General features: G+C 30.1%; 17 protein-coding genes. 5 read left to right on the top strand and 12 right to left on the bottom strand.

Annotation, left to right across the window (positions count from 1 at the left end; genetic code table 11):
* Positions 1–146 precede the first annotated feature (146 nt).
* Genes ACR0P1_RS00005 through hemA form a run of 3 tightly spaced genes read left to right on the top strand, consistent with a single transcriptional unit; the run spans position 147 to position 2,441 of the window.
* The gene (locus ACR0P1_RS00005) at positions 147–629 is read left to right on the top strand and encodes a methanogenesis marker 9 domain-containing protein (protein ID WP_432644358.1); all 483 of its coding nucleotides are present in this window, start codon (positions 147–149) and stop codon (positions 627–629) included.
* A 1-nt stretch (position 630) separates the two neighbouring features.
* Entirely contained in the window at positions 631–1,251 is a 621-nt protein-coding gene (locus tag ACR0P1_RS00010) for a precorrin-2 dehydrogenase/sirohydrochlorin ferrochelatase family protein (protein WP_432644359.1), read from the top strand.
* Complete coding sequence (gene hemA, locus ACR0P1_RS00015; protein ID WP_432644360.1) at positions 1,248–2,441, top strand: glutamyl-tRNA reductase; 1,194 nt, start codon at positions 1,248–1,250, stop codon at positions 2,439–2,441. The genes ACR0P1_RS00010 and hemA overlap by 4 nt, the downstream gene beginning before the upstream one ends.
* Positions 2,442–2,455: 14 nt before the next feature.
* On the opposite strand, the gene ACR0P1_RS00020 is transcribed toward hemA, so the two are convergent.
* On the bottom strand, positions 2,456–3,580 hold the full coding sequence (locus ACR0P1_RS00020; protein WP_432644361.1) for an AAA family ATPase: 1,125 nt from the start codon (positions 3,578–3,580) through the stop codon (positions 2,456–2,458).
* A gap of 90 nt (positions 3,581–3,670) precedes the next feature.
* On the opposite strand from ACR0P1_RS00020, the gene ACR0P1_RS00025 reads away from it, so the two are divergent.
* Positions 3,671–4,738 (top strand): metallophosphoesterase, encoded by a 1,068-nt coding sequence (locus ACR0P1_RS00025; protein WP_432644362.1) that lies wholly within the window; start codon positions 3,671–3,673, stop codon positions 4,736–4,738.
* A gap of 206 nt (positions 4,739–4,944) precedes the next feature.
* Here ACR0P1_RS00025 and ACR0P1_RS00030 read toward each other — a convergent pair whose 3' ends face one another.
* From ACR0P1_RS00030 to eif1A, 10 genes are all read right to left on the bottom strand, one after another.
* Positions 4,945–5,781, bottom strand: coding sequence for a TIM barrel protein (locus ACR0P1_RS00030; RefSeq protein ID WP_432644363.1), 837 nt, complete (start codon positions 5,779–5,781; stop codon positions 4,945–4,947).
* Between the two features lie 36 nt (positions 5,782–5,817).
* Entirely contained in the window at positions 5,818–6,834 is a 1,017-nt protein-coding gene (locus ACR0P1_RS00035) for a phosphorylating glyceraldehyde-3-phosphate dehydrogenase (RefSeq protein WP_432644364.1), read from the bottom strand.
* Positions 6,835–7,128: 294 nt separating this feature from the next.
* Positions 7,129–7,332 carry a heavy-metal-associated domain-containing protein gene (locus ACR0P1_RS00040; RefSeq protein ID WP_432644365.1) on the bottom strand — a complete coding sequence of 68 codons (204 nt, stop codon included), beginning with the start codon at positions 7,330–7,332 and terminating at the stop codon, positions 7,129–7,131.
* Between the two features lie 60 nt (positions 7,333–7,392).
* Positions 7,393–9,231, bottom strand: coding sequence for a heavy metal translocating P-type ATPase (locus ACR0P1_RS00045; protein WP_432644366.1), 1,839 nt, complete (start codon positions 9,229–9,231; stop codon positions 7,393–7,395).
* Positions 9,232–9,290: 59 nt separating this feature from the next.
* Complete coding sequence (locus ACR0P1_RS00050) at positions 9,291–9,563, bottom strand: metal-sensing transcriptional repressor (protein ID WP_432644367.1); 273 nt, start codon at positions 9,561–9,563, stop codon at positions 9,291–9,293.
* Positions 9,564–9,724: 161 nt separating this feature from the next.
* A complete protein-coding gene (locus ACR0P1_RS00055) occupies positions 9,725–10,819 on the bottom strand; it encodes a DNA topoisomerase IV subunit A (protein WP_432644368.1) in 1,095 nt (364 codons plus the stop codon).
* Positions 10,820–10,828: 9 nt separating this feature from the next.
* Positions 10,829–12,535 carry a DNA topoisomerase VI subunit B gene (top6B, locus tag ACR0P1_RS00060; RefSeq protein ID WP_432644369.1) on the bottom strand — a complete coding sequence of 569 codons (1,707 nt, stop codon included), beginning with the start codon at positions 12,533–12,535 and terminating at the stop codon, positions 10,829–10,831.
* A gap of 293 nt (positions 12,536–12,828) precedes the next feature.
* Positions 12,829–13,449 carry a KH domain-containing protein gene (locus ACR0P1_RS00065; RefSeq protein WP_432644370.1) on the bottom strand — a complete coding sequence of 207 codons (621 nt, stop codon included), beginning with the start codon at positions 13,447–13,449 and terminating at the stop codon, positions 12,829–12,831.
* A gap of 53 nt (positions 13,450–13,502) precedes the next feature.
* Complete coding sequence (locus ACR0P1_RS00070; RefSeq protein ID WP_432644371.1) at positions 13,503–14,276, bottom strand: serine protein kinase RIO; 774 nt, start codon at positions 14,274–14,276, stop codon at positions 13,503–13,505.
* Between the two features lie 27 nt (positions 14,277–14,303).
* Positions 14,304–14,609, bottom strand: a complete 306-nt coding sequence (gene eif1A / locus ACR0P1_RS00075; RefSeq protein ID WP_432644372.1) for a translation initiation factor eIF-1A — start codon at positions 14,607–14,609, stop codon at positions 14,304–14,306.
* A 605-nt stretch (positions 14,610–15,214) separates the two neighbouring features.
* On the opposite strand from eif1A, the gene ACR0P1_RS00080 reads away from it, so the two are divergent.
* Entirely contained in the window at positions 15,215–15,547 is a 333-nt protein-coding gene (locus ACR0P1_RS00080; protein WP_432644373.1) for a hypothetical protein, read from the top strand.
* A 69-nt stretch (positions 15,548–15,616) separates the two neighbouring features.
* On the opposite strand, the gene ACR0P1_RS00085 is transcribed toward ACR0P1_RS00080, so the two are convergent.
* The gene (locus ACR0P1_RS00085) at positions 15,617–16,291 is read right to left on the bottom strand and encodes a cysteine peptidase family C39 domain-containing protein (RefSeq protein WP_432644374.1); all 675 of its coding nucleotides are present in this window, start codon (positions 16,289–16,291) and stop codon (positions 15,617–15,619) included.
* Positions 16,292–16,299: the final 8 nt, after the last annotated feature.

Raw genomic sequence — 16,299 nt, forward strand, 5'->3', positions numbered from 1 at the left:
ATTAGTAATTAAAATATTAAAAATTTAATCATTATTAAAATAAGCCTTATTTATAAAAAAGATTTATATATGTTCATTGTTAGAATAAATTATATTGTTATTTTATAATGATAATCGAATAATGAAGAATGAATTGGAGGTTTATTATGACTTGGGAAGATGCGCCATCTCATATTTGTAGAGGGGGAGATGTTAGGGGGCTTGCTTTTTGCTGTCCACCAGTTAAACCATGTCCTGTTTTAAATGCATTACAGGAAGTTAACTTAACTCCTAAAGAATATATTGATATTAAAACTCAATTTGCTAAAGAAACTAGATTAGGTGATGGAGCAGGGACTTGTTTTGGGTCACTTGTATGGTGTTGTAAACCATCTAAACCTTGCCCATTAAGAGACATGACTTTAAAAAATATGGGAATGAGTCATGATGAATATTTAGACTTAAAAAAAGAATTATCTGAAAGGTTAGTTGGTGTTGAAAAACCAGCTCCCGATGAGAAAGCAGAAGCATTAGCTGAAACATTTAATATCACAAAACTTGAAGCAATGAATGTTTTAACTGAATGTAATGATGACTTAAGAGCTGCTGTGAAAGTTTTACGCGCACAATCTCTTGAAAATTCTGATTAAAATGGATTGGACTTCTCTTTACTTGAAAACAGCCAATTTGAATGTTTTTATTTTAGGAACTGGTGAAGTTGCAACCAGGCGTGCAAATAAATTTTTAGACCATGGAGCTAATGTTAAATTAGCAGGGAATAAATTATCTAATGAATTGGAATCTAAAGGAGCTATTTTATGTTCCACTAATGATGTTAATAAATTGGTTAATTGGTCTGATTTGGTTGTTATAGCTAGTGGTGATCGGGAGTTGTCTGATTATGTTTGTGGAATTGCTAAAGGTAAACTTATTAATCGTGCAGATTTTCCACAGGAAGGGGATGTGATTGTCCCAACAAGTTTCAACATTGGTGGAATTGAATTTTCTATTTTTACAGGTGGTAAAAGTCCTTTAATGGCTCGCCAGCTTAGAAAAAAAATACAGTCAATAATCACTGAAGAAGATATTTTAGAAATTGAACTTCAAGATTATGCTAGAAGTAAATTAAAAAATGTTGTTGAAAATCAAAAAGAGCGCAGGAAATGTCTTTATGAAATATTGGCAGATGAAGAAATTAATATTTTGATTGAAAATGGGAAAGTTAATGAAGCTAAGGATTATATTGATGAGTTAATAAGGGGATTATTTTGATATTAAATTTAAGAGTTGATCATAAAATTGCAGATATTCAATCAATGGAAGTTATTGCAAATGAGATAGATGAACTGTTCACTAAGTTACAGGAAAAATATTCTATTGGTGAATATATTGAGATTAATACATGTAATAGAAAAGAGTATTATATCCATAATAATAATATTCTCGAAGATGATGTTTTACTGTCTCATGAAAATAAGAGTATTGTAATTGATTATGGTCAATCAGCAGTTATGCATTTATTGCGTATGACTTCTGGTTTGGAATCTATGATTGTAGGTGAAGATCAGATTCTAGGTCAAGTTAGAGATGCAAAACATAAGGCTGAGAAAAACCGTCATTGTGGTAAAGTTCTAGATTTAATTTTCACTAAAGCAATTCATGTTGGTCGTGTTGTTAGGAAAAAAACCAATATTAATAAAGGATCAGTGTCAATTGGTTCTGCAGCTATTGATTTAGCTGAAAAACATATTGGTTCACTAGATAATAAATCTGTTTTGGTAATTGGTGCTGGAAAAATGGGCAAATTAGTTGCTAAAGCACTTGCCGAAAAGAATTTAAATGCTATTTTTGTTGCAAATCGTACTTTTTATGTTGCTGTTCAACTTGCTGAAGATTTGGGAGGTCAAGCTATTCTTTTCAATGATTTGGAAAAATATTTAGCTACTGCTGATTTAGTTATTAGTGCTACTAGTGCTCCGCATCCAATCATTACTAAAGAACGTCTTTTAGGAATTGATATGGACTATGAAAATGTGATGATGGTAGATATTGCAAATCCTCGTGATATTTCTGAAGATGTTTTGGAATTGGGTGTTAAATCATTTAATATTGATGATTTAAGGGAGATTGCTGATGAAAATACTCGTCTTAGAAAAAAGGAATTTGGTGAAGCTGAAAACATTATCAATGAAGAGTTCATTTTACTTCAAGAATCCTTTAAAATGATAGATGTTGATGAAATACTTGGTAATTTAAGAGCATCTATGGAAGATATAAGGCAACGTGAGATAGAAAAAGCTAATGCTAAGTTGTCTAATGTAGATGGTAGTACTAAAGTTTTGGATAATTTAACAAATTCAATTGTCAACAAAATTTTTTATGATATTTCTAAAAAAGTTAAAAAAGCTGCTAAAGATGAAAACAAGGAAGTAATTGCAGCTTGTGAATATATTTTTAATTAATTTGAATGTTTAACTTATTCAAACATTCCTTTTACATCTTTATTTTTAATTTTAGTTAATTCTATGGAATACTCTATGTTTTTCATGGTAATAATATCGCAGTCATTGGCAATTGCATTGTGAAGAGAAGTTTTTAATATTTTTTCTTTTATATCTCTTCCAGATAATCCTTTAGTAATTTTAACAATTTTTTCTAAATCAAGTTCATATTCCAACGGCATACTTTTTAGATTATTTTCTAAAATAGCTAACCTTTCTTTGTCATTAGGTAATTTGAATTCAATTTCTTCTTCAAATCTACTCCTAACTGCATAATCTAAACTACTAGGATTATTTGTAGCACCAATAGTTATTACATGTTCATTTTCACTAATTCCATCCATTTCTGTTAAAAGGGAGTTTACAATTTCTGAAACATCTCCTCTCAGGGATTGGAATGATCTATGAAGTGCGACTGCATCAATTTCATCTATGAATATTATTGATGGTGAGTTTTCACTGGCTTTCTTGAATAAATCATGAATTTTAGATGCACCATCACCAACATGATCTCCAATCAATGATGTTGCTTTAATTAAATACAATGAAACTTCCAGCTCATTAGCTATTGCTTTAACCATCATAGTTTTACCAGTACCTGGAAGTCCGTAAAACAGTATATTTTTAGGAGCCCAAGGTCCAAATTTTTCTGGATTTTCTAAATATTTTGTTATAACTTTAAATTTATTTTTAGCATTTGTTTGCCCGACAATATCTGAAATATGCACATCTGTTTTAAATGCGTGTTTGTCTTTTTTATTTTTTAATTCATCTGTAACTAGTTTTATTCTAGTTGTCTCAGAGATTATTGAGTTATTAGGTTCTGCTTTTATAACTTCAAAACCATAATCGGGAATAATTTTTTGATCAAATAAATGTGAATTTTCTTTTACAACTAATCCCATCCATTGTTCACGAGCATATTCTTCAAATAATTCTTTGTTGGTAATTTCAATATGTTCATCCATTAGATTGAATTCAAATGGATAACCAACAGGTTTTAAAATGATACATTCAGCGCATTCTTTACTTTCTGCTTTTTTCATTTGCTGCTTTTGATTAGTTGCTTTAATTTCAGCTATTTTGTTATCATTTTTCAAGTCACTCGCCTCCAATATTTTTTTATATGTCTATCATTTGTTTTAATTATTTAAATATTTGATGGGATATAATAAATATATGGTGTTGTTATGAGTTTTAGGTCAAAAAGAGTAATATTTATCACTCCATTCTATATGATATTCCAATTTTTTCTATTGAAATATTTATTGCTTCTGTTTGGTGGACTTAATGATGTATATTTAATTATTCTTTCAGTTTTAATTGGATTAATTCATTGTATTCCAATGTTTTTTGAAGCTAAAAAGTCAACTATTGTTGGAAGATTTCTCACAACAGTTGATGGTATTTGGATGTGGATGTCTGTAATGTTTTTGATTGATATTTTAATTATTTATATAATTGGAACATTCATGATGTTACTATTTAGTGTAACTTTAGGTTTAATTTTAATAGTGCCTGTTTTAGGTCTTTATAATTTTTACAAGGCCAATAAATTAGTAATCAATGAAAAAACATTAAAAATAGATGATTTACTTAGAGATATTAACATTGCACATTTATCTGACATTCATTTTGGATCTATACGTCATAAAAAAACTATTAAATCAGTAGCTAAAAAATTAAAGGAACTTGAAGGCATTTGTGAATTAGCCATTATTTCTGGTGATTTGGCAGATGGTTCTTCAACTGTTGAACCTGATGACTTTTTAGCATTTAAGGATGTTGAAATGCCAATAGTGTTTACTCCTGGAAATCATGATTTCTATCCTGGAATTGATAATGTTCTATTGGCCTGTAAAAATGCGGAAATTATTGTTTTAGACAATGAAAGAAAGGAATTTGGGGATTTAAGTATATTTGGATTGACATTTAGCTTTGGTGATAGGAGCATTCCAAAATTGGATGAAAATTGCTTAAACTCAAGTTTAATTAATATTATAAATTATCATGTTCCTTATTATTGGGGGGAATTTTCAAAATTAGGTTTTGATATTCAGCTTTCAGGTCATACTCATGGTGGACAATTTTATCCAGTAGTTTGGTTTTCTGATATGATGTTTGGGTATAATAGAGGATTATTTAAAAATAAATCAGGTAAATATTTACATGTTACAACAGGTGTAGGTTCAATGGACACTCCAATGAGATGGGGAACTGATTCTGAAATTGTCATTTTAAAATTGAGAAAATCATAGTATTTATAAAATGTTAAACTATTGTCATATGACAATTAATGAAAATCATGATATTTTTGTATTGAAAATAAAGTCAAAATATTACATACATTCATTGATAAAATGAATGATTTAATTGATGAATTAAGTTCTAATAATCAGGATAATGATGAGATTAATTGTCTTTTTGAGAATATGAATGATTTAATAAACTCTGTAAAAGATTATTAAATCATTTGTTCGTATAGTTTTTTCATTTTAATCGAATCGATATCTTGGAGTGGAGTTTCACATATGATATTTGCATTCCATCCATTGTCGATTAGATTAGAGAGTAAGTCCTGAATATTTGGTCCATATTCATCATTTTCATCTAAAGTATGATGTTTTACTTCGCCACTGTTACTATATTCAATGGTTGTAAAATGACAATGAAGAATATCAATATCTAAATTATCTTCGATTGTTGAAAAAATACAATTGTAATCTTCTTTTTTATTTAAAAATCCTCTTCCTCTTGCATGAACATGCGCAAAATCAATTGTTGGTTCAAAATGGTCGAAAGTTGCACATAACTCCACAACTTCATTTACATTTCCAAGTTGTGTTCTTTTGCCTGTTGTTTCTGGTGCAAATGTAAATTTTTCAATTCCTTCTACCTCAAGTTCTTCAAATAATCTGTTAATAGTATTTTTGGATATTTCCATTGCTTTTTCAGGTTTTCTATTCATGTAAGCTCCTGGGTGGAATACCAATCTATATGCACCCATCCATTCGCCTGCACGTGCTGCGGCTATTAAATGACCAATACTTTTATCAAGTTTTGATTCTTCTTTTGCACATAGATTAATATAATATGGAGCATGCATTGAAATTAAAATATCATGTTTTTCGGATTCTTCTTTTAGAGTATTTGCGGAAGATTCTCCAATTCTTACACCATAAGGTGATTGGTATTCATAAGAGTCAAGACACTCTTCTGAAATATATTTCGGAGCTTTGTATGCTGGGCCTTTATAATCAACAGGACTTCCTGCAGGTCCAAAAAGTACTTTATGTTTCATTTAAATCATTTAAAAAATAGTAAAAAAAGAGGGAATTTAGAAGATTCCCATAGCTTTGTTAGTTTTTGCAATTGATTTTTCGTTGTCACTTTCCATTTCTAAAAGTGCACGGATTGCATCAATGTTTTCTGGAACAACATCAGATTCTTGGTGTACCGCTTGCATGTAGAACAATTCATTACCTACAACATTAATTGATTCTCTCCAAACTGGGATTTCATATAAATCATTTCTGTTTCTTCCAAGCTCTTTAGCATATTCCATTAGTTCTGCAGTAGATCCTAAACCTTCTTCAGCAGAAACAACAAGAACTCTAGAACGTTTTTCTAATGCTTCAACTATTTCTTCGGTTTCTACATCATTATTAAGTTCTACCATGATGTTATGTTGGTGCATTAATGTAGTAGGTACAAGTAATGCCATAGTTGTTACGTCAATGTCTTTCATAACGGTTTTTACATCAGGACCGTGGTGAGATGGTACTTTTGGCGGATTTGGTACAATTGAATTAATTGGACCTTTTTTAACTTCGGATGGATCTGAGCCTCTTCTTACCATTACTGCTCTAACTTTTTTGATATCTCCAATTGGATCAATTGTAGATAATGTACGAGTTAGACCAGTGGTGTTACAGGATACAACTCTTGTGTAATCTGCGCCGTATGAATCATCGTAGTTAGAAATAGCATTAAATGAAAGACCTGTTAGTTCATGGTCTTCTCCACCTTGATAAATTGCTTTAACGCCTGCTTTTTTATACATTTCAAGATTTTGTGGTCCGATGCTTCCAGGTGTACAGTCAACAACAATATCTGCTTCTTGAATCATGTCTTCAACAGTACCTGCTATTTCGATTCCAGCATCTTTGAATAATTGTTCTCTTTCTGGAATTCCAATGTATAAAGGATAGCCTTTTTCTTCAACTGCAGTTCTTGCTTCGTAGTTTGGTCTAGTTTTACTTACACCAATTACTTTCATATCATCTTGAGCAGCTACAGCATCAGCTACTCTTTTACCGATGGTTCCATAACCATTAATTGCAACAGTTTTCATTTTAATCCCTTTAATTTACAATAATTTTTATTATGTTATAATTTATGTTTTTTTAATTATTTATAATTTGATAGTTTGTTTTACAAATCGGTAAATTATAATTGAGGATAATTTGTTATGAGGTATTATTCTAAAGGTGACTTATTATGTTATCAAGTTTTTATTCTTGCAGTAATCATCCTGAAGATATAAATTATTTTTGATAATTGAGAAGATGATAATTGGAAAAATATTAGTAAAAAATAGTATTTTAATGATTGAGATAGTTTTGGTAAAAAATAAATGGAAGAGGAGTTATTCTACTTTAAATCCTGCTTCTTCAACAGCTTCATTAATGTCTGAATCGCTTACGTCACTGGATAATGTGAGAGTAGTAATTCCAGATTCAAGGTCTGCTTTTGCATCATCGATTCCATCAACATCTTTTAAACATAATTCCACAGCGTTTACACATGAAGGACAGTGCATACCTACAACTTTAATTTCTTTTTCGCTCATAATAATTCACCTTTTTTATTATAAATTATCTTATAAAATATTAAATATTTAAAGTTTTGTTTAATCGAATAGAGTAATTTTGTAATCTATTTTTGAACTTTTGTAGTTGACCAATATGGCAGAATAGATAATGACAATAACTGATCCGATGTTATGTATTAATGCTCCTTGAATAGGATTTAATATTCCTAAAATGGCCAATATCATAGTTATTATATTCAATGTTAATGCAAATCCAATACTTATGTTGATTGTTCTTATCGTCTTTCTGGATATTTCGATTAAATGTGGAATATTTTCTATATTGTCATTAATTAGTGTGATGTTGGATGATTCAATCGAGAGGTCACTTCCGATGTTTCCCATTGATATTCCTACATTTGATTTTCTCAATGATGGAGCGTCATTTATCCCATCCCCAATCATTGCGACTCTATGGTTTCTTATTTGTTCATTTGTTATGTATTTGATTTTATCTTCTGGTAGACAATTAAATTTAAGGTTATTTATTTTAATTTGATTTGCAATTGATTTTGCGGTGTTTTCATTGTCTCCTGTAAGTAATGTTGTTTTGATTTTTAATTTCTTCAGATTTTTGATTGTTGATGTTGCATTATTTCGTATTGTATCTGCAAGAAATATTCTCCCAATTAACTTTTTTTCCTTTGCAACGAAAATTTCTATTTTGTCATTGTTTTTAGTGTTACAGGAATCTAGTTGGATATTTTCAGATTCCAACAGCTTTTTATTTCCAGCTATTATTCGTGTTCCAGCAATTTTTCCTGTAATTCCTTTACCTATGTGTATCTTAAAGTCATCAACTTCTGCTAAATTATCATTATCGTAATATTTAACGATAGCTTTTGCTATGGGATGTTCTGATTTGGATTCAATTGATGCTAGAAGATACATCATTTCATGTGGATTTTTTGAGATTATTTTAACTACATTTGAGGTTCCATGAGTCAATGTGCCTGTCTTGTCGAAGATGACTTCATCAACATGAGCCAATTCCTCTATGGATTTTCCATTCTTGACTAAAATTCCATATTTTGTTAAATTGCTTGTTGCTGCCATAAGTGCTGTTGGTGTTGCAAGGACTAATGCACAAGGGCAGAATACAACTAATATTGTAACTGATCTTATTATTTCAAATGTGAATAAATATGTTAATATTGCTGCGGTAAATGCTATTATAACAATCATTGTAGCCCATTTATCTGCGGTTCTTACAATATTGGCATTTTCAGGTTTTGAAGATTCAACTAGCTTAATTAACTTTTGAATAGAACTGTCTTCACTTATTTTTGTTGTTTTCATTGTAAATGAACCATAAAGATTAATAGTCCCACTATATACTTCGTCATTTGTTGTTTCATCTACGGGTATTGATTCTCCAGTAAGTGTAGCTTGATTAATGGATGTGTTTCCTGTAATAATGATTCCATCAGTAGGGATGCTTTCTCCAGGGAGTATTTTTAGGATATCTCCAATTTTTACTTCTTCTATAGGTATTGTTTCTTCAATTCCATTTTTTATTCGTGTTGTAACTTTTGGAGTCATTTTTACAAGTTCTTTGATTCTATTTTGTGCTTTTGATACAGTATATTCTTCTAAGAATCCTCCAATTGCCATAATTGTTGCAATTTCACCAGCAGCAAAAGTTTCTCCAATAATTATGGATGCAATAATTGCTATTGAAACAAGTAGATCCGCCTTGATGTCGAATTCTGTAATTAATCCTTCAATACATTCTTTGAATATTGGGATTCCACATAATATTATTGAAATCCATGAAAGATAATTAATGGATAATGTGAATTCTAAAATTAAACTGATTGTTGATATTAGGATAAATATGATTTCAATTTTTTCTTCATTATTAAATTTTAAATTCATATCATAACCTCTAATTATAGGTATACCCATTAGGGTATATAATTATTTCAAAAAAAAAATTAAAGTCTGGAATAATATTCTAAAATTGATGAAATGTCACCCAAAGCTTCATCTGCGTCGCCTTCTTCAATAGCTTCTTTAACACAGTGTTCCAAGTGTCCTTCAACAATAATGTGTCCAACTTTATGTAAAGCTGATTTAGATGCATTTACCTGCATTAATATCTGTTCACATGGAATATCTTCTTCAATCATACGATCAATAGCATTTAATTGGCCTATGATTTTTTTAAGTCGTCTATGTAAATTTTCAGTATCCATACATTGTTTCATAAATAACACTACCTATACCTATTAGGGTATATGGATTTTTTAGTATATAAATATTAGCTTGAAAGGGGGATTTAATTTTTAGTTATGTTCAAAATAGAAAAAGAATAAATCGATTGATTTTGCAGATAAAAAATAAAAAAAGTAGGAAGGAAAATTAAAATTTAATTTTCCAATTCTTCAAGTTTTTGTGGGAAGTATGTGTCTACTACATACTCGAGCCCATATTTGGAGAAAGATTGCTGTTCTGCTTTTTTACCGATTTTAAGCATCTTTTTGATTTCAGTTTGCCAGAAATCACTTTTATACCTTGGGTCTTTAGAAAGTTCTTTAAGTCTCATTACATCAACATCTTTGAGTTTATCAGTAGGTAAATCATAGTTGATGATATCAGATGCAGTTACTCCCATAAATTTAGCATCAGGAGTTGCTAAATCATGATTAACGTGAGCTAATTTAGCACTTCCAGAAATAATTACTTGTGCGATGTGGAATCCCCAAGGGTCTCCGTCGTTACAGATGTAAACAGGTAATCCTATTTCTTCATTAACCCTTTTAATGAATCTTCTTGTAGCACGAGCAGCTTGTCCTTTAAGTCCAACAATTAATGTGTTGAATCTTTTATGAGCATTTTCTTGAACCATCCTGTGGAACATCCCCATAGTTTCCACAGCAATAACTCTTTCAACACCACAATCTAAGAATTCTACTTGATCGATAGTAGGTGAAATGGTATAACCAGATTTTCCAGTTTTTGCAGCATTAATTTCAACACCATCATCTAATAAGGTAATGTCTCCATATACGGATGCTCCATCTTCCTCTGGCATTAATCCTAAATCTTCACGAGTAGTTCCGAGGGTTACTTCTAAATCTTCTCCAACAATGTTGGATTCTTGTTGTGTTTTAAAACTTATTCCCCAACCTTCGGACACATAATACATTTCCCTGATTGTTGCTGTTTTTTCACGAGCAACTAAGTCCTTACAGAAATTAGCAACATAAACCATTTGTCCTAATTTCCTGATTTGTTTTACGTTACCTAAAGATCTTCTACCGTATCTGTCACCTAATACATAATATCTTTTAGCATCATCATAAACAATATTTCCAGTACCTCTGGACGGAACTCTAATTGAAGGAACTTTTTGTTTTTCAATGTTTTCAATGATTTCCTGACCTAATCCTTTTAACTTATTGTAGGTGTATTCTTTCCTTTTTTCCCTGTGTGTTTTTTGATCTTCTTTTATTTCAGTCATTTAAATCACCTAATCCTCGAATTCATCATCAGCATCATCATCAACGAAGTTATCTAAAGTACTATCTCCTTTTTCAACTGCATATCCTCTTTCATCAACTTCTTCCATGATAATTGCATCAAATTCTTCTTCTTCCTCATCTTCTTCAACTTTTTCACCAAGCAATTCTGCAAGAGCCCTTTTAGTGACTTTTGCTAAAACTTCATTATATTCTGGAATTCCAGTTTCTCCGAGTTTAGCTGCTTCTTCAATAATGACCGGTACATATTCTTCGAATACTTTTGAACGTTTTTCTTTTTCTTTTGCTGCTTTTTTAGCTCTAAGATGTTTTTGAAGTTTACGAGCTAATTTCATAGATGCTTGTCTAATCTCATGAACGATTTCAGGTTCTGGTGAAACACTTTGTTTACCAGTTGAAAGGTAAGGGACCTGTGTTGAAATAATGTTCACAAATAAAGTCAATGGAGTATTATCTAAGTCTTTAAGACCGTAACGTTTCCAATCAATACTTTTAAGTGCTTCGGTAATAGCACAACTTCCAGCATCGAATGTTAATGGAACTCTATTAGCGAATCTCATAATTTCAGATTTTCTCTGTTCTTTTACAACTCTTCCAGCATCTCCACCATAAGCAAGTCCTGCTTCAATAATGAATGAAACACCACCTTGATATGTTACAGGTTTTCTAGTAATTGTTGCTACGAATTCAGGTTTTAGAATTTGTTTCATACCTTTTTCAATTTGTTCAGATCCGATTGGTATAAGTCCATCAGTTGGAGGAGCCATGAATTTCATTTTCTTAAAGCAGTGTACAATAGCTTCTGCTTCAGGGAATGTTAGGTCTTTTGGGCGTTTGTTCATGTCTATTCCTGTAATCTCAGAAATTTCATCAACTCTTTTGTTGGACATTCTAGATAATGATGATGTTAACATACTTTTATATCTTCTGCTGTCTGTATTTCGGGCCATTGTCATTAAATCATCAGCACTCACACCTTTTGGGTGAGGTAATACTTCTTTTGGAAGGATTGGGACAATGTTTGCAGCTCTTTTAAAGATGTATTTGTGTCCAGATGGGTCTCTGAATGTAATTTTAGCATGAGGGTTTCCAATCATGGTTCTTCTAATGTATTCAAAAGCACCTTGTTCTGCAAGGGAATATGAAACTTCTTTAAATTGGAGTTCAATGCATACTCCTGTACTTTCAGCAGGATAATCTTCTCTTTCCATTAAAATTCCACGGTTGTTTTGCACATCCATCTGGAATTTCATTTTTACTCCTTTGATTTTGCCGTCTTCTTTATAACATGAAATTACACGAGCAGGTTTACCAGTGGTCATTTGTGAAAGTAGTACACAACCACTACAACCTAATCCTTGTTGTCCTCTGGATTGTATGTTTCTAAATTTAGATCCGGCAAACATACTACAGTATACTCTCATTACATAATCTTCAGGAATACCTGGGCCGTTATCTTTGAGTCTAAAGATATAATGTTCTTTGTCAACTCTTTTTAATTCAATATCTATTTCTGGTAAAATACCAGCTTCTTCAGCTGCATCAAAACTGTTTGTAATTAATTCGTGGAATACAATAGTTAATGAACGGATTTTACCAGTAAAACCTAACATTTGCTTGTTTTTCCTAAAGAACTCGGATGGAGTCAAGTTTTTAAAATCATTTCTCCAATCGGTTCCAACATCTTGTTCTGGCAAAAAAATTTCCTCCTAAAATTATATGTTTTAATTTATTATGTGATGTTTTATATTTAAATGGAGTTAGAGAGCATTTGAAAAGTAATATTTTACATTACCCTATCTAACTTGGATAAATATCTAATAAAATAATAAGTTAAAAACATGTAGAAAATATGGTATTTATACTACACTATCTATATATGTTTGTTGCAGTATATAATAGTTTTCTATTGATAGTATAATAGTTGTATTAAAATTGCATTAAAGTAATACTTTAATCTAAAAAAAATAAAAAGTAGTAACATTTAATGTTACTGTAATGTTTTTTCATCAAATTCAATTCCATCTTTGAATTCGATTTTATCATCTTCGATTCCGACAAGGTCTTTGAATTCTTTCATTTTCAAATCTTCTTTTTTATGTTCTAAGAATCCATAAACTGATTTGTGTCTGGAACCTTTTAAAATCATTTCAATAGCTTCTTTAGCAATCATTATGTTTTCCATTCCACCAATTAATGAAACGGTTTTTCCATAAACTGCCATATCTACTTCAGCCATTTGCATGATTATTTCACGTGTTTTTCCCTCAGTTCCAATGATTCTGGATTTATATCTTGCAAGGGCTTTTTTGGATTTACCTATGTATAGTGGTAAGCTAATTACTTCTAAATAACAATCATCACTGACTAATTTTAATGCAACTTCAGGATTGAATCCACGTGCTATTGCTTTTACAATATGGTTTGCATTCCATACTCCTAATGGATCTTCCATATTTTCGCCAGGTTCGATATAAACAGTACCTTCATCACTGTCTATGTCGAGAATAACTCCAGTTGCATTTTCAATAGATTTTTTAACTCCTCCATTTTTTCCAATTAATGCACCTATTCTATTTTGAGGTATTTTTAAATAATCTGTTTCTGGCATAATTTCACCTTTCTTAAATTAGAATTAATTAATAATTATTTAATTGAAGTTATTTAAAATTTAGGATTAATGTATTCCCAAATTTCATTAAAACTAGTTTTAACACCAAGCTTAGTATATTCACGAACAAGTGTGTTAATGTCTCTTTCAAGAAGTTCTTTTGAAATTGGATTGTCTAAAACAACTGATTGTGAAACATCAATAATTACAGGTTCTTCATCTTTATTTAATATATTGTAATTTGATAAATCCCCATGAACTAATTTTGCTTCATTTACAAATAATTTTAGATTTACAAGAAGCTTAGTGAAAAATTCATCAGGGTCTTTTGGGGGGTGGTTTTTAACGGGTTGTGCAGGATTTCCTTTTTCATCTCCAATAAATTCAATTAACAATACATTATTTGCACTTGTAATTGGATGAGGTACTTTAACTCCTGCATTTTCTAGTCTTGTTAGGTTTTTAAATTCTTTTGTAACCCAGGAATAGATAATTTTTCTTTTATTTTTACTTTTAAGGTTAAATCTTGGATCTCCTTTAAGGTAATAATCCATTTTTTTAAAATCAGATGTAGCAATTCTGTAAACTTTAACTGCTATAAATTTTTCATCATCGGTAATGCCTGTAAGTACATTAGCTTCTTTTCCAGTACTTATAGCGCCGTTTAAAATATCAATGTATCCTTGATTAGCTAATTTATATAATGTTTCCAATGTTATTTTATCGAAAATTTCATTTCCCACTTTTCTATCGGAGCTGTCTTTTTTTCTTTTTTGGGAATGTATTTTTTCGTGTTTTGCATCTGCTTTAGCTATTTTAGAATCCATTAAAATCAAAAAAAGTAGGTAGTTAGACTACATTTTTAAGTAGCCTTTTCTTTCAAGCCAATTTGATTCGGTTTTTGTGTATCTCCAAATTACATCAGCTTTTTCATCAGATTGGAAATCCCATGGTTTTACAAGGATTACGTCTCCTTCACGAATCCAAATACGTTTTTTCATTTTCCCAGGGATTCTGGTCATTCTCATATGCCCATCAGCACAGCGAACTTTTAACTTTCCGTGTCCCATGATTTGTTCAACTACTCCTGCAATTTCACCTTTTTTAGGTGTTCTTACTCTTCTATATTCTTGTTGTTGATTTTGATTAGGTTTAGACAAATACTCTCCTCCAATTTTAATAAGATTAAATTATTTATATATTTATCAATATATGCATTATAAATTTATCGTACTTTAATATGTCCTCATATATTATTTATACACATTTATTTTAAAATAGTTTATGATTTTTCGGAAAAAATAAATATTGATTTGTTTTATTTGTATTGTTTTTTTAAAATTGTCCCTACTTTTTAAATAAAAAATAGAAATCTTTATATACTATGTAGTACAATATAATAAACAAGGAGGTGAGAACATAAATGGAAATGTTAACAATAATATTTCAAATAGTAACATGGTTACTAATGATAATAACCATATTACAAAACAAAAACAAGAGGGATAAATAAATCCCTCGCCCTACAATTATAAAGTTTATAATTTTTTTTATTTAAATTTTTACCAAAAAAACAATAGGAGAAAAAAAATAATGTTAACAATACTCGAAATAATAAACATAATATTACTAATCATTTTAGCAATATTAATATACAAAAACCATGAAAACAAACTAATAATCGCACTATTAATAATCGACATAATAATATTTATTTGTGGGATAATACTCCCATAAATAAAACCAGTTTAGGGAGAATATAAAAATGAGTGAATACACAAGCATTAAAATAAAAAAAGAACTTGCAGAGCAAATGCAATTAATTAAAGCTAATAATAATTATAAAAGCATTAATGAACTATTGGAAAACACATTAGATAAAACAGTAAACGAAAACCTTGAAGTAATACAAGAACAACCATTATTTATGGTAGGTGATAAAGCAATAACATGGACAGAACTAAAACAAAGTGAAAATAATGATAGTTGGAGTCAAGGAAACGAAACAGTAACAGTATTATTTAAAGATACCCAAGGAGCATTCCTAAGATTTGAATATAATGATGAAGTAGGAGTAGAATATTTCCACTTCATCTAAACTTATTTTTTTAGGAATTATTTAATAAAAAAAGTAGTAAAAAAAATAAAAAAATTATAAAAAGAATTTTTATAAAATCCCCACACCATAATAATTAATACTTCTACCTAATTGAGCTTTATCCAACACACTAAATTTACATCTTTTTAAGCCTTTGGTAGGGTCTGCAACAAAATAATCCGTACTATTAGCCCCATAAATAAGTACATAATGACCATAATTATTCTTGTATCCTAAACATGTTGCTGGTTTAGTGTCAATATGTGCAATAACTGGTTTACCCATACTTAATTGTGCTTTAACACTAGACTTATTACGACTAATCTTTTTTAAAGAATACCCTAATTTTTTAGCACCACTCATCATATCAGAAGGAGATGTACCACTACCAATAATAGTATTAACTGCTTTTGCACATTCCTTTTCAGATACATAATCAAACAACATTTGAATAGCCATAGATAATGAAGTTGGACCACAAGTATACGCATTATCCTGATAATCCATCACCAATGGATTATTTGCTGTTGAATTTAATGTCACATAGTTAGGATAACGACCATGTTTCCTAATAAAAATATTCTGAGCTTCAAACAAACCCATATACTCTTTTTTACTTATTTTATGTTTCTTACTAGACATGTCAGTCATTGTTATACTAGACAAATATCCTTTATTCTCTTTAATACCTTCTCTTAATTGACTACTTGCTTTTTTCATTTCATTTTTACTAAATCTAATCATATTCTTTA

It is taken from the genome of Methanobrevibacter sp. (assembly GCF_050872065.1).
GTDB lineage: Archaea > Methanobacteriota > Methanobacteria > Methanobacteriales > Methanobacteriaceae > Methanocatella.

Excerpts from the sequence above, each read along its gene's own strand:
- ACR0P1_RS00040 (WP_432644365.1), bottom strand. The coding sequence starts at position 7,332 with ATGAGCGAAAAAGAAATTAAAGTTGTAGGTATGCACTGTCCTTCATGT.
- ACR0P1_RS00030 (WP_432644363.1), bottom strand. The coding sequence starts at position 5,781 with ATGAAACATAAAGTACTTTTTGGACCTGCAGGAAGTCCTGTTGATTAT.
- ACR0P1_RS00010 (WP_432644359.1), top strand. The coding sequence starts at position 631 with ATGGATTGGACTTCTCTTTACTTGAAAACAGCCAATTTGAATGTTTTT.
- ACR0P1_RS00045 (WP_432644366.1), bottom strand. The coding sequence starts at position 9,231 with ATGAATTTAAAATTTAATAATGAAGAAAAAATTGAAATCATATTTATC.
- ACR0P1_RS00005 (WP_432644358.1), top strand. The coding sequence starts at position 147 with ATGACTTGGGAAGATGCGCCATCTCATATTTGTAGAGGGGGAGATGTT.
- ACR0P1_RS00070 (WP_432644371.1), bottom strand. The coding sequence starts at position 14,276 with ATGGATTCTAAAATAGCTAAAGCAGATGCAAAACACGAAAAAATACAT.
- ACR0P1_RS00035 (WP_432644364.1), bottom strand. The coding sequence starts at position 6,834 with ATGAAAACTGTTGCAATTAATGGTTATGGAACCATCGGTAAAAGAGTA.
- ACR0P1_RS00055 (WP_432644368.1), bottom strand. The coding sequence starts at position 10,819 with ATGACTGAAATAAAAGAAGATCAAAAAACACACAGGGAAAAAAGGAAA.
- ACR0P1_RS00080 (WP_432644373.1), top strand. The coding sequence starts at position 15,215 with ATGAGTGAATACACAAGCATTAAAATAAAAAAAGAACTTGCAGAGCAA.
- ACR0P1_RS00085 (WP_432644374.1), bottom strand. The coding sequence starts at position 16,291 with ATGATTAGATTTAGTAAAAATGAAATGAAAAAAGCAAGTAGTCAATTA.
- ACR0P1_RS00050 (WP_432644367.1), bottom strand. The coding sequence starts at position 9,563 with ATGAAACAATGTATGGATACTGAAAATTTACATAGACGACTTAAAAAA.
- ACR0P1_RS00065 (WP_432644370.1), bottom strand. The coding sequence starts at position 13,449 with ATGCCAGAAACAGATTATTTAAAAATACCTCAAAATAGAATAGGTGCA.
- ACR0P1_RS00025 (WP_432644362.1), top strand. The coding sequence starts at position 3,671 with ATGAGTTTTAGGTCAAAAAGAGTAATATTTATCACTCCATTCTATATG.